Source organism: Burkholderia sp. Bp9015, assembly GCF_003853505.1.
Classification (GTDB): Bacteria; Pseudomonadota; Gammaproteobacteria; order Burkholderiales; family Burkholderiaceae; genus Burkholderia.
This window is the reverse complement of the sequence record NZ_QTPZ01000011.1, coordinates 11,369-25,367: the sequence shown is the minus strand read 5'-3', so window position 1 is coordinate 25,367 and position 13,999 is coordinate 11,369. Positions and strand designations below refer to the sequence as shown.

At 54.9% G+C, this 13,999-nt stretch carries 7 protein-coding genes and 1 tRNA gene; 2 read left to right on the top strand and 6 right to left on the bottom strand.

Annotation, left to right across the window (positions count from 1 at the left end; genetic code table 11):
* Window positions 1-48: 48 nt before the first annotated feature.
* Together DIE12_RS13855 and DIE12_RS13850 are read right to left on the bottom strand one after the other, a co-directional pair.
* Window positions 49-903 carry a hypothetical protein gene (locus DIE12_RS13855; RefSeq protein ID WP_124522786.1) on the bottom strand — a complete coding sequence of 285 codons (855 nt, stop codon included), beginning with the start codon at window positions 901-903 and terminating at the stop codon, window positions 49-51.
* Window positions 887-2,068: a site-specific integrase gene (locus tag DIE12_RS13850; RefSeq protein WP_124522785.1), complete on the bottom strand. Its 1,182-nt coding sequence runs from the start codon at window positions 2,066-2,068 to the stop codon at window positions 887-889. Before DIE12_RS13850 ends, DIE12_RS13855 begins: the two co-directional genes overlap by 17 nt.
* Window positions 2,069-2,242: 174 nt before the next feature.
* On the opposite strand from DIE12_RS13850, the gene DIE12_RS13845 reads away from it, so the two are divergent.
* Window positions 2,243-2,317 (top strand) — tRNA-Arg (locus tag DIE12_RS13845).
* A gap of 163 nt (window positions 2,318-2,480) precedes the next feature.
* Window positions 2,481-3,668, top strand: coding sequence for a phage integrase central domain-containing protein (locus DIE12_RS13840; RefSeq protein WP_124487168.1), 1,188 nt, complete (start codon window positions 2,481-2,483; stop codon window positions 3,666-3,668).
* 131 nt (window positions 3,669-3,799) lie between these two features.
* On the opposite strand, the gene DIE12_RS13835 is transcribed toward DIE12_RS13840, so the two are convergent.
* From DIE12_RS13835 to DIE12_RS13820, 4 genes are read right to left on the bottom strand one after another with little or no spacing between them, the layout of a single operon-like run.
* The gene (locus DIE12_RS13835) at window positions 3,800-9,373 is read right to left on the bottom strand and encodes a DEAD/DEAH box helicase (RefSeq protein WP_221622581.1); all 5,574 of its coding nucleotides are present in this window, start codon (window positions 9,371-9,373) and stop codon (window positions 3,800-3,802) included.
* A complete protein-coding gene (locus tag DIE12_RS13830) occupies window positions 9,339-10,412 on the bottom strand; it encodes a hypothetical protein (protein WP_124487167.1) in 1,074 nt (357 codons plus the stop codon). The genes DIE12_RS13835 and DIE12_RS13830 overlap by 35 nt, the downstream gene beginning before the upstream one ends.
* Window positions 10,409-12,343, bottom strand: a complete 1,935-nt coding sequence (locus DIE12_RS13825) for a hypothetical protein (protein WP_124487166.1) — start codon at window positions 12,341-12,343, stop codon at window positions 10,409-10,411. The genes DIE12_RS13830 and DIE12_RS13825 overlap by 4 nt, the downstream gene beginning before the upstream one ends.
* Complete coding sequence (locus tag DIE12_RS13820) at window positions 12,340-13,092, bottom strand: hypothetical protein (RefSeq protein ID WP_124487165.1); 753 nt, start codon at window positions 13,090-13,092, stop codon at window positions 12,340-12,342. The genes DIE12_RS13825 and DIE12_RS13820 overlap by 4 nt, the downstream gene beginning before the upstream one ends.
* Between the last annotated feature and the right edge of the window lie 907 nt (window positions 13,093-13,999).

Here is a 13,999-nt window from a genome sequence, read left to right as displayed (position 1 = left end):
CATGTCCCACTGGTGTCGATAACTCTCTCACCAGTGGGTGCCACCAAGTTACGGCACTGGTTGGTATCGAAGTCTCTTGACGTCGTCGCACCGACCGAACCATTTGCAGCCGATACCTTCAAACGGCATTCTCGCCCGAGCATCGTCAATCTCGGCAATCGCGCTCCATTGCACAAACATCAAGTGTCCGTCCGGTCTCTTCACTAACACGCCACGGTCCAGATACCGCAGCAATACAAGCTTTGACAGTTCTTCTTTGCTCGAAAGCACGATTGTCGCCGACGGAGCTTCTTTCAAATTTTCGATGGCGCGGCTGTCTCCTGCAACATACGCCGTGGCAGCGATCACCGGACCGACGGCGATCACTACCCCAAGCCCCCTCACCCACTCAGCGTTATCGGGAAGCAGCTTGGCTGCGGCAAGAATCCACGCAAGCCCCAACATGAAAAGCATCGCACCGTAATACTCACTGCCCGACCACAGGAAGCTGCACACCGCGAGTGCCGCCATCGACCATATGTATATCGAAGGAGTGAAGAAGAACCACATTAACCAACGGATCACGAAGTTTGACTGCGCTGCGGTTTGGATTTTCTCGCGCCTCACTTCATTTGGGTCGCGCCAATCGTCCATCCACCGATTGATCACATGCTGAAGCACGGCACCGAGCAGTGCGAACCCTAATGCCGGAGCCCATATGACGGCGGATCTCGCGTGGTCACTTAATGAAGTCGGAACTTGCGACATATTCAAGCCGAGCCGCGAGAAATATGCCCAATCGAACACCACGGAACATGGCAATACGAGCATCGCAAGCAGAGTCATCGCGCTTACAATGCTTTCGACGGCTGGCTTTTTTTCCCTCTCAGCCAACACCGGCTGACTCTCAATCAACTCGCCCATCCCCCACCTCCCCGATCAGCGATCTATCGTCATCAATCTGACCAACTGCTTGCCCCTTCTTCGCAACGTCGTCCGGTCGCAGATTCGTGTACCGCCTCAAATTGCGCCAATCCTTATGCCCCGTCACGGTTGCGACCTCTGGAATATCCCACCCGCCCTCGAAGAGGGCACTCGTCGCTTCGTGCCGCAGATCGTGCAATCGAAGATCGACGATGCCTTTGTCGTCGCAGGCCAGCTTGAAGTACTTGCTCGCAGTGCTCTTGTCGAACCGAAAAATGTACTCGTTCGGATGCGGCTCGATCTTCGGGTCCGCCTTGCGCTTCGCCTCGTATGCCGGCGGCACCGGATATCGCGCCTGGCGCAGCAACACTTCAAGCGAGTCGCCGATCAGCGGCACCCACTCGTCGTTGCCCTTCTTCTGTCGCGGATGTTTGCGATCGCGGACAAGCGCGAGCCGGCGCTCGACGTCGAGATCCGACCACGTCAACCGAAATAGCTCGCCGCGCCGGAACGCGCTTTTCATCGCCACGCGGATGACATCCGGCACCGCCTGTTCGCGCTCTGGATGTTCAGCAAACCACTCGAAGATCTTCACGATCTCTTCGCGCGTTGGCCGCCGATCGCGATGCTTCCCCGGCCCGATGAGCTGCAGGTGATCGAGGGTCGGCCGCGCAATGCTCGGAGCGTGCGGCAACCGGAGATCGAGTAGCGAGGCCATGTGTTTGTACACCGTCCCGAGCTTGGATATGTCCATGTCGATCGTGTACTGCCCTGCACCCTCTTTCTTTCGCTCTTGGGCAAACTTGACTAGCCGCTTGGTCGATAGCTTCGCCGCCACCTCATCATCAAAGTGACTTTCCAGCCGCTTGAGCATGTAATCTTCGTTCGACTTCTCCGTGACCGGCCGGCCTGAATCGTTGCGAGCGTTTCGATACAAACGCACCAACTCGCCGACCGTGATGGTCTGCTCGTCGACGGCGGCCTGCCCCTTGTCGATACCGCCCTCGATCTCTCGCGCCCATGCTTCGGCCGCGCCCTTGGTTCGAAACGTCTTTGATATACTCTGTCCCCGCCGGCGGACTTGAGCACGCCAGCGGTCGCCGATCTTGAGGATCGAAGCCATGAAACACCCCGTTTGTGGACTGTAGCAATGCGTCATCCACATACGCTGCTACAGGGTCGATTTGTAGCAGAATTGTAGCAGGCGGGGCGTTAAACTATGCTTCACAACTCGTCATTTCGCGTCATGCGCGGAAAGACGAAAATCCCGGAAAGGCACACGGGACAAGGCTAAGAGCCTGATTCACAAGAGTTCAGTCCATCCCGCTCAAACTATCCGCTCCCCGTAGTTCAATGGATAGAACAAGCGCCTCCTAAGCGCTAGATACAGGTTCGATTCCTGTCGGGGGGACCAATCTTCCGTCTCGCTCAATCCCCCAGAATTCCCGCAACCCGTGGTAGCATAAGGCTTCTCGGGTTTTTCAATTCCGTCTGCGTCCGGTAACGTACTACGACAGCCGGGGGTATTTGGGGGTATCTCTCGGGGTATCCAAGATACCCCTTGGAAGGATACCCCCATGCCCTTGACCGACAAAGCCGTCAAGAATGCGAAAGCGGACGACAAGCCCGTAAAGTTGTTCGACGGCGGCGGAATGTTCTTGCTCGTTACCCCGGCCGGTCAGCGCTACTGGCGGCTCAAATATCGCGTCAACGGCAAGGAGAAGTTGCTGGCACTCGGCGTGTACCCGGACGTTTCACTAGCAGTCGCACGCAGAAAGCGTGACGAGGCGCGGGAAAAGCTTGCAGCAGGTATCGATCCCAATGAAGCAAAGAGAGAAGTCAAACGAGCCGCGCGCATCGCAGCCGCTAGTTCGTTCGAGGCGGTTGCGCGCGAGTGGTTCGAGAATCAGCTCGCAGGATGGACCGAGACCTACGCTGAGAAAGTCATCCACTCGCTTGAGATCGATGCATTTCCGAAGATCGGCTCACGGCCCATCGCCAGCATCGAAGCGCCGGAAATGCTGGAGATGATCCGCGCAATCGAAGCACGGGGGGTCCGGGAAACTGCCAAGCGACTGTTGCAGCGTTCGCGCGCCGTATTCCAGTACGCAATCATGACTGGCCGTTGCACCCGTAACCCGTCTGCTGACATCGATGCGGAAACGATCTTAAAAAAGGGACCGGGCGTACAGCACATGGCTAGGGTCAAGCCGTTGGAGATCCCACAGCTCATGCGCGACATCGCTGCGTACCCAGGTGAGCCAGTTACCCGGCTGGCGCTGGAATTGATGGCCCTTACCTTCGTCCGGACGAAGGAGATGATTCGCGCTCAATGGGCCGAGTTCGACGAGATTGCAGCAGAGTGGCGCATCCCGCCCGACAGAATGAAAATGCGGGATCCACATATCGTCCCGCTGTCACGACAATCGCTGGCGGTGTTGATGCAGCTCCGGCAAATCAATGGTGATCGGCCACACGTGTTCTACAGCGTACATGGCCGAGCACCAATCTCGAACAACACCATGTTGTTCGCGCTTTACCGCATGGGCTACAAGTCACGAATGACCGGACACGGCTTCCGTGGACTCGCCGCCACGGTGTTACGTGAACTAGGGTACAGCCGAGACGTTGTAGATCGTCAACTCGCGCATGCGGAGCGCAATCAGGTCACGGCAGCCTACGTTCACGCCGAGTACTTGCCTGAACGACGCAGGATGATGCAGCATTGGGCTGATCATCTCGACAAGCTCAAAGCTGGTTCGTGAGCCCATGCTTTCGCCGCAACGCTCCACCCGAGCATAGGTGCAATTGCTCACCTCAACAGAGTTGATCACGGCCTCACCCGTTCTCGCACATTCTTCTTCCCCCCGGATGAGGACGCTTATCGCAGCAATTTTTACGCAAGCAGCCTGCGAATCTCCGCGTGAACCGCTGGCAAGTCACGTCTGAGCGCCAGTTCGGTCAGTTGATATACCGATTCGCCCTGCCGATTTTCAAACGCGACGTCCGGTGATGCTAATAAGCCAGGGTACAAGTTAGCTAACACCGACTTTCCGCTCAAACTAGCCTGAAGCGGAATGACCTGGCCATTGAGCAGAGTGTTGAACGCACACGAGATTCCGTCGAGCTCCAGACTGCTTGCAAGCGGGCGTAACGTAAACTCTTGCTCCTCAGGTCGCGCACTTTCCGGTACGGTACCGAACATGCCATACCGAAGAAGCGCCGCTCCAAGCTTTCGGTCGAGCTGCGCCTTGAGGTGTTGATTATGGAAATGGTCGAGACAGTCAGTACAGGAAGTGTCGCAATTGCAGCCCTCCAACAGGGAAAGTGTCTCGCCCGCAATTTCGCCAAAGTACTTAGCAGCGAGTTCGGCATAGCCAGCACCGCCGGACAAAGTATCGTATAGATAGACATCAAGCAACACCTGCCCATCTTCGTCAGTCGGCAAGATTCGATGCCCTGCCCCGAACTCAGTGGGATCCAAGTCAAGCTGATGATGTCTGCTTGCAGCCAACCTCAGCGCCTCAGCCAAACTGTGTGCCGCGCTCTCAAGTGTCCGGACGACATACGAAGAACCTACATCCGTAACTAGTGGCCGAGTAATTTTTATGCGCAACAGGAGTAAATCCGTCGAGAAACTATAACCAAGGAAAGTCTGGACGAATTCGCCATCGCAATGCTTTGACGCCATCTTGCTACTAATAAGATATGGGCGAATGTGTTTCCCAGACTTCGGACTTTGCATATCAAATACGTCAGCACATCCGCATTTGTTACACACTGAAAACCCGTGCCCTTCTCTACCTGTAGTTTTCCCTTTGTTCAAGGTCAACAAACGCTTGTCAACAGCGTGAGCATATCGAAGATATGTCCCTCCGTGTGCGAAGTCGAACGACTCCCCGTCCGTAGGCTGAGGATATTGCGCCATCGTCGCATATGTAAACTCTTGGTCGCGGTCTTCCTCCGAAAGCGCACGAGCGTTCTCAGGACCGAACACTTCGGGCTCAATCATCAATTGAGTTTTTAAAATTCCGTCGCAAACCGGACAAATCGATAGCAATTTCGCCGTAGAATAAGGATCTTGGACGAAAGAGCACGCATCACATATCACCAATCGTTTTGCATTTCCTTGTTCAAAAAGTTTCGTTGCTCGATTTCCGTCCTGCGCGGGGGCACTTGCAAATACCCCGCCTGACCGATAAGTTTTTTTGTTTATAACAACCAAGCGTCCGGGTGCGTACTCGCTGAGCGCTTGCCCCGTTGATAGTTGCGGTTGTTGTTCAAGCTTTATCTCTAAATACCCCTTGCTATTTCGGGCCCATTCCTCGACTAAAAAGCTGCACAAGCTTGTTGGAAATGCATAGGTAGGCAACAACTGGTGGAAGAAGAGAAATTCAAGGAGGTCCAATTGTTCAAGTTGCCTCTCGTCCGCCTCGAGTCCATCTTCGTCGTTGTCATGGCCCGCCTCAGTATCATCGGACTCCATATCCGGAAGTGAGCCCACCTCGGTCGATAGCGCTTGTAGCCTATCGACAAAATGTCGAGATGTCTCGAGAACCCATTCCACCACCGCCGTCGACTCTATGCTAAGGCCACTCGGCAGCCAACCTGCGATCACTTGCGCGAGGCGGTGGGGAACAACGAATACATTCGTGTTCATCCACTCCATGAATCTCTTGAGATTTGGCCCCTCAGCAGAGTCGTCAAAAAAATCGCGCGTCTTGCCGAGCGCCTTTTGCAAAATTGCGCTGCTGACGCCCGCCGCCGTTCCAGCAACAGCGGGGTCCTGAAAAAATGTTTGCAAAAGAAAGGCGTGGATGTGCCGAACCGCAATTTTTGGATTGTCGACCTTCAATTCCGGCGTTCTTGGCGGCCCTGCCACCATCCGCTCTGCATTTGCGAAATAGTAGCTATCGTGTGGGCCGTTCTGTGAAAACGCAACAACCGACGACACCGTGGCTCCCCTTCGCCCTGCACGTCCTGCCCGTTGCTGGTAATTCTCGCGCTGCGGCGGCATATTTCTAAGTGCAACTGCAACCAATGACCCAATATCGATACCGACTTCCATGGTGGTCGTGCAGCTCAACACATCTACTGGTCGGTCTTTGTCCCTTAGTAGGATGTCTTGAAATCGCAGCTCATGAAGCTCAGTGGTCGAGTGAACATTCCGATAGTCTCGATTCGACAACTGCGCAGTATGCTCTTCGACGGACATGTTGCTAATGGTCGAGCCAGGCCTCAGTGCGAATTCGACTGGGTCGCGCCAGAATGACTTACGCGCCCTGAGATAGCGGTCTGTCGCAGGCTCGAGAAGTCGAGTTTGACGAGAGCCGCACAAGAGACATGAGCCTCGAAAGTCCAATGGCATAAGGCCGGTGCACTCATCACATTGCACCCACTTTTGCCCAAGGTCGATAGTAAGTTTCAGGACGTTCGCATTCAGGAAGTACCCTTCCTTGTTCTCCGCTAGCACTGCCCGGAAAACATCCTCAACTAAGTTCAGACCCGCTTCACCGAGTCCCAGTGTGTCCACGAGCGCGCGTCTGAACTGGTGACGAAACTGGCCCTTGCTGCCCCAATGGGGCCTCCAAAATCCATTTGCCTGCTCGCGCAAATGCTCAGAAAATTGGGCATCAAATGAGAAATCCGATAGTTGTTCGCCTATCCATGCGACCGCTAGCGCTCGAAGCTCGCTATGGTCGAGGGTCAACCCTCGGTCCTTGACTTGCTGCACTAAACGATTTGCTGCGAGCTTGGTTGGCTCGACGAATCCAATTGTTGTTCCATTGAGCGAGTAGTAGCTGCTACACAGGAGCTTTAGTAAAGCGAGTCGATAACGCCAAGGTGGCTCCCCGGGTTGAAAACTCTCAGTTAATGCCTCACCGAGGTCGCCACCGAAATCACGTCGAAAGGCGGTTATATGTTGGTCAAGCTTGTCGGCATCGATTCCGTCAAACATCGAAATGTTGTTTCTAGCCAGAGCCGCAAGAAATCCTATGTATAAGACGGTGGAGGTCGGCTTTGTCTCACGACCGACATCCGATAGAAGCTTCGTAGCTAGCGCCACAGCCTGCCGAAATAGATCCAATTCCATATCGCGCGGCATGTCTCTCGCAAGACGCGCTGCTTTCTGCCGTCCATCCGAAAACACGAGCACTTTACGACCGCCATTGGGAAATGTTTCCGACGATTCACGGCTCGCGGGCTGATGGAACATCTGCGCTCGAACCAAGGTCGCAAATGGTGCTTCGCCCTTCGTCACGTGGTCCATTATCTTGGATGGGTCCGAGGGGGATTTGCGAGTCTTGCTGCAGCACAACGGACACTCGTCGAATCTCAACTCCTGCGTAACATTTAGGTCTTTATCGGGGATACGGACATGCCTGAAACCTCGCAAATCCGACGGTCGCGTCATAGTGAGTCGTCCACTCGCGTAATGCAGCCATGCGTCTGAGTAGCGTCCCGATGGGTGAACCTTCGTCTCGACCATCATTTCGATGGGGAAAAGCTGTCGCTCGCGATTTTCAGAATCCACGGTCTCCGGCTCGTGCCATACGAAATCTCGTTTTTCGTCGACCCAACCGGTTATAAAAGCAGCGCCACAGTCTCTATGCGTATAGAAATCATAGACGCGTGCTTTGCTTTCACATGTGCATGCGAGCAGCGGTTTCGTATGAAACCTTCCAAGAATCGTGGGCCCGTCAGAGTGGAACAATCTTCCAGTGCAATTCGGGTCAGTACAGGAATATAGCCCCGGGAGCCCGCGATGAAATAGATGTAGCCGCGTCGGCAACAGCACCCGCCCGTCTTTCGCGCGTTTCGCGTGAGAGCATAAAGCGAGAAGTGCATCAATAGTGCGTGAAGCTACGTCAGGAGCACCGTTCGGGCAGACGATTTCTGTCAATGCATCAAGCGCGGTCGCGCGCCCAGACACGCGATTAATTAGAAGGTCTACTGGCTCTGCCTGAGATAGATGTGTGAATAAGTAGTCCGGCAGATCACCAGAGTTTTCCGGCGGTGCCGGCCAACCGAGAGCGCCAGAAAGCCGCTTGATTTCCGCAAGTGCCTCTTGAGTCCCAGTGCTGAAGTCGCTAAACCGATCTACTCGGAATTCGCTCAGCGCACTGCGCTCCCTATCGTTTGCGGGACGACCGTCTCGTCGTTTTTCAAGCGTCCCAATTACGACTCGAAACTGTGAGCGTGCCGAAGCATCTAACGACCCGGTCAGGTCCATTGCGAACTGTTCCGCATCGCGAACGGCATCGCCACCATCACCAAGGCTCGCACTTGTCAGAATACACCTGACGCGAGAACGGGGTACTCCGAGTCGAGCAATTAAGCGACGAATGAGTAGTGCGACTTCGGCCCCACCAGCGCCTCGATACATGTGCGCCTCATCCAAGACTAAGATGAGTTGATTTCGCCCGTCCGCCTTTAGCCATGCAGAAGTTTGGTCGAAAATCTCTCGCTCGATTGGGCGCATCAACATGTATTCAAGCATCGAATAGTTCGTAACGAGAATGTCGGGGCACTCCCGTTGCATCTCGTCCCGAGTCATCAGTTCACGGTCGCTCGGTTGAGTGATAAGCCGATACTTCCAATTGTGGCTTGTGTAATTCTGGCCTGCCTTCTTCGCTCCGTCCTTGTACACCTTCTTTTCGGCTGCAGCCGCGTTGTAGAACGCGGCAAGATCCTTGCTGGGCCAGCGTCCGACTCTCTGTAACTGCGCCTTGAGCTCTGGCTTTTCGTCGATCCGATTGTAGAAATCGTCAAATAAGGGAGCAATACGAGAGCTGTCTCGGTTACTACTCCTGGGACCGGGATATGGAGTACGCCCGGTATAGCTCCCAAATCGTATTGGACGACCTCGCCCCTCGCTGACAATCTTGTTGACGCGCGGGTTGCCTAGCAAACGGCGAATACGTGCGAGTTGGTCATTGACCAGCGCATTCATGGGATAGAGCAATATCGCTCTGCACCCCGGCAGCGAACGACTGGCTAGTCTTTCTTCACTTTCGACAGCGAGAGTTCCGACTATAGGCATTAGAAAGCTCTCCGTTTTGCCGGAGCCGGTGCCCGTCGCTACGACCAAGTCCTTGGGTTCGGGCCCGAGGAATGCTTCGAGTGCGTCCGCCTGATGCTTGTATGGAGTTGGGTACAGGCCGCTGTTATCCGCAACGGAAGCTATATCTGACAACGCCCTTTTTGCACGTTCGGGGATAGCGAGGTTGTTGTAGGGCTCGCCGAATTCATACACTGGCGTCGCTTCGACGAACGCTCTCTGGGCGATGACCTGTGGCTCCCTGAGCAAAGCGTTACGCTCGGATACCAGTCCTTCATCCCGAATGTGGTACTGCGCCTCAATATACGCCCGGAGAGCATCATGCAAACCCGATGCAGTGTCATGTACGCCGTAGCGCTTCCCGTTTGCGTCATCAGCCATTGCCAGCCCCCCCGTCAAGTTGCTCAATTAGTTGATATCCCAGTAGCTCGAATGCTTCCGTCAGCAACGGCACCAACCGGCCAGAAAACGTGTACTTTCTAGGCCAGTCTCCCGGTGCTGAACGGTCTCGCATCCATCCCAAGCTAAGAAAGACGCTTTCCGGCATGGGCATAGGCCTCGGCAGCAGAACGACAACGTTGCCTCTCCACCTTTGAAACTTAACTGTCTGTGCTTGGCCGCCGGTGCTTGGCATACTCCCTTGGAGCCGACGAGCATCGTCCCTGCTTATTGATAACGCTGACGCGACCGTTGGGCAACCGTCACCCGAAAAATTCAGGCGGCACAACCCATACTCACTATGTGGATGGCCGCCTACCGATACCTTCCGTCGATATAACTGAGGAGAACTGAGATGTTCCTTAAGCTCTGCAACGCGCCGCCAACTGCCACTTGAGAAAACGTCGACATCCTCGAGCCCCTCAACTACGGCTAGATTTCGCACATTGCTCTCAACAAACGCGCTGGACCAGACATCGACGCTTTCGTTCGGACCGCCCATCCAGTCGACCAAACGCTGAAGTGGAATGAAATCCATCGCTCCAGCCTTCTGTGAGTCAATCAATCTTGCTCTGCCTATCACTTGTACGGCTTTACGTACACGGAATGGAAGTGCAGCCAATGGAAACGGCGACACAAGGAGCAACGTACTATCTTCGACGAGGATGAATCGCTCAGGTGCAGGAATCCAGTGGAACGAGTCCACTTTCATAAACTCACCGAGTTTCGCCAACTGCCCTAATTCCTCAAGAATCAGATCAGCACCGTAGTCGTCGCCGGCGAATTCCGGCCAGAGAGGAGAGAGACGTTGTCGGACCGTTCTGGTAATCGTAGACGTCGCGACGGGAAGAATTTGTCTATCTCCCTGACGCCGGCTCTCTATCATCACCGCAGCTCGGATGTGTTCGTCTACGGCAGCCACCTTGGTGGCTGCTTCATCGGATGCACAACCGAACTCTTTCTCTAACGCGCCTACAACGTCGAGGCGAGTCACTGATTCGAGTATCACGTCGCTCGCTCCCCGAGCAATCCGTCGAGAGCACTACGGACGAATGGCATGCTCAATTGCTCGGAAGCATACGACACGATAGCGGCTTCGCACTTTGCTCTCTGTAAGCCACGAGCTTTTGCCCACGGCAAAATCCAAGTTGCTAGCGCTATTGAGAGATTGCTCTCAAACGAAGCCCCAGGTAGCCCGAACAGGATACTTATAAACCGAGAAAATGCTAAGCGCCACAGTCGGTTAGGCGGAAACTCCAGTGCGTCTACGAGTTGCAGTACTTCGGAAACGTGCTCGCGAGAACGGGTTTGCACTTCTTCCAGATGCCCCACATCTATGGCAATCTCACCGAACCTCATCTTGTTTACGTCGGAGGAACTACTCCAAGCCAGCAGGTCGGTATCGATAACTGGACCAAGCTCGACTAACGCAGCGCTTCCCGGCAAAGTCGCAGGCCCCTCCACCCAAGTCGCAATTAAACTAGGTTGACCAATTGCAGCGACTCGCGTGAGCTGGCGGTGCAAAACAACGTCGCGGATACCAGTCCCATACACTTCGAAGGCAGAGCGGTTGACTCCTCTTAACAGTAGCGCCTGTGGCGTTGGCACCTGCTGCTCCGCCATCTGCAGCAGTAAGTCAACGTCACAACCGTTGTTGAGACCCAGCGGCACCTGCCACGAGAATACGTTCCCAGCGCCCACGCTAGCACATGCGGCCCCGCCTAAAACGTCGGCGAGCGAGCCACAGCACTGAAGCAACTGGCCAGCAAGTGTCGCGGAAACTACCGTCCGAGCGACGGCATCGGAATCGGTTCGACGAATTGCGGAAGCTACGAGGTTCTCGAGAACGAGCTCGAACATCTCTCCCACGTCGTCAATTCGCGCGGACTGAGGCCCACTACTTCCCCTAGTCCATTTGAGCACGCCTGCCGGTGATTGAAGTGGACTTACATTAACGTCACAAGACCCTGATGCATCATGTGGCATTGGACCTGCATCGACGGGAGCCATTAGTGTACTCGCCAGCTCCTCGTATCTATCGCAAACAGCGACTAAGTCTCGGCGAGAGTCTGCAACCTCACTTGCGAGTCCGCTCAGATCACTGCATAAAGTGCTGTATTCGCTACGCAAGTCTTCGACGGACACTTGCCAAACGTCTTTGCTATCCTTCAGAAGCGCATCAAGCTGCCCTCGCAGGGTATCGACTTGTTCTGTGAGCGATGCAATCTCGTCAGATCGTCCGGTCGAAAGCTGCGCTTCGACAACGGATATCCTGCGCTCCGTATTGCCGGATATATCAAGCGCTCGTTGCACTGTATTCGCTGCGGCTACCGCTCCCGCTCGAGCAGCATCAACATCCAATAGCACATTCTCAAGGTCTTGCTTTACGTCCAGGATCTGGTGACGCAGGGTAGCGACATCGTCGGGTAGCTTTGCGAGTGCACGATCGCGCTCTAAAGTTGCCCTTGCAGGCAACGCATCGACGAACGCAGAAATCGATTCTACGCTCGGCAAGCCACTGAACAGCATGAGGCGTTCAATGTCCTCGCGCGCGCACCCTGCCTTCTCTGATTCAATAAGCTTACGGAGAAATTCGTGCGCTTCTTGTTCCGTTGCATATTCGAAATCGTAAGGGCCATCGGGGAAATGGGTAAATTTTTCGCGCCCCCACGCTGCCCACAAAAAACCGAGCGCATTCCAATCTACGGACGACGCACGCGGAGACTTTTCGTCTAAGGTATGGGAGATAGCTGCCGCTAAGAGCTCACACTTTTTCTTCAGAACGTGAGGTCCATTTGGTCGAAAGCCAGGCACCCGCGGGAGAGTCGCGACGATTTTATTTCGAAGTCCAGATGATACTTCCTCGATAAAGGCAACGATGGAGCTAGCGCCTTGCTGAGCCACCCGCCGCTTCGCACTATCACTGTAGGTAAACCTCATTCCACCCTCGACATCATTCTTAGTGCATCATCCCCGAAATATGACTCAAGTGCGGCTTTGAGCGTTCGCCAAGTCGCGGTGGCCAAAATGTCCGGTGTGCTGTGCAAAAATGTTGAAATTATTTTTGAGTCCGTGACTACGCGCGCATCTAGTGCCGGAAGAAGATAGCGCTGAGTCTGAAAAAGATATGCTAGCAACCGACCTCTGAGTTCCCCTGGGAGAGACAGATCCTTCACGACCTCGCGTTTCATCCAGCCGGCGGAACGTACACGGCCAAGCGCTCCAAAATCCAAGAACAGGTCCAGCCCAGGATTCATCAACGCCACCACAAGTTGCTCGCAAGCGGACGGCGCCAATAGTTTCGCGTGCTTGCAGTGATGAGCCGAAGCTGCCGTGGCTCGTAGCTTTAATTGAGTCTCCCAAATTCCGTCACGTCCCACATTAAGCGTGCCCGTGACATGCGGAGGCAACGACAAGTAAGAGAAAGACGCCCTCCGATGTCGGATTTCATCAAGCCATTGAATTGACACTTGGTCGTGTAACCCAACAGATTTGATGGTGCCGTCACCGTCTACACCGACGAGCTCAACGGCTGGCATCGGCGCCCGGTCACTACCGAGGACGAAATCGATGGTCGCTTGGTATCGGCTTGGCCCCTGGCATGTGACCTCTATCACCGACTCGTTGTCCGGAATCAACCGAAAGAATGGCTCGTTGATATTTTTTGTATTCGCGCCAAGTGTTTGCATGGGAGCACGCGCAAACAGCGCGTTGACGCCGGACCTACCTGTCGCTGTCAAGCATCCAGCGTGTAGCATGACAGGCAGCTTCTGTTGAGCCTCGACGAGCCCCGCAGTTACCTTCCTCATAAGTGGCGGCCAAACCGCCACAATCTCCACTGCCGACATGCTTAGCGGCAGGCCCGTGAACTCCTTTAACCAGTGCTGAACGTCCGGTTGGAGAGGATGAGATAGTGTAATTAGCGCGGCTTCCCAATCCGGTCGTCGCTTTAACCTCTCACACTCCAATTGTGCGGGGAATTCGGGATTGGCGTTTGTTGGCCAAACGAAGACATAGGTGCGGCCAACCTTCAATTCGCACACTCTCGGAACCACTTGACCGCTAGGACGGCCCACTTCGCCAAAGACAGTCGCTCTCTCGGCATCTAATGCTGCGCAATTGCGTCGAAGACTTGCAGCTAGCGGCGAGTGGCTAGGCGTTACAGACACGACGTCGTAACTTGTCGTCTGAGGTTCAGCGGTAACGTTCTTTAGTAATTCGCGCTCGCTGGAGCAGCGAACCACTTGAGTCCTACCGCCGACGTCGACGGTCACTTCGACACCAAGAAGGCCACCCGTTGGTACCGTTAGTTCGAGGCCCCAGCCGCGTTGCGCCCGCGAGTCCGAAAGCCGCAAGCCGAGGCTAACTTCACAGGGCCCGCTGTATTGATTCGGGAGAACAGTAGTTGCACCGAGACCCTGCGCCATCCCTTCGACGTATAAGTGGCAATCGTTGCCACTGCTTCCCGGCATGTGCGCAAAGTAAGGTCGCTTTGAGTGACCCGCACGCAAGGACACGGGCGCGCGACACTCGGGGCATCGATAGACCCAAGCGTCGTAACTTGCGTTCTCAGCATCGACGTACTGCCCCGTTATA

What these genes read in the sequence shown, in the direction of transcription:
- DIE12_RS13850 (WP_124522785.1), bottom strand. Translation starts at nt 2,068, where the DNA reads ATGTGGATGACGCATTGCTACAGTCCACAAACGGGGTGTTTCATGGCT.
- DIE12_RS13855 (WP_124522786.1), bottom strand. Translation starts at nt 903, where the DNA reads ATGGGCGAGTTGATTGAGAGTCAGCCGGTGTTGGCTGAGAGGGAAAAA.
- DIE12_RS13825 (WP_124487166.1), bottom strand. Translation starts at nt 12,343, where the DNA reads ATGAGGTTTACCTACAGTGATAGTGCGAAGCGGCGGGTGGCTCAGCAA.
- DIE12_RS13840 (WP_124487168.1), top strand. Translation starts at nt 2,481, where the DNA reads ATGCCCTTGACCGACAAAGCCGTCAAGAATGCGAAAGCGGACGACAAG.
- DIE12_RS13820 (WP_124487165.1), bottom strand. Translation starts at nt 13,092, where the DNA reads ATGCAAACACTTGGCGCGAATACAAAAAATATCAACGAGCCATTCTTT.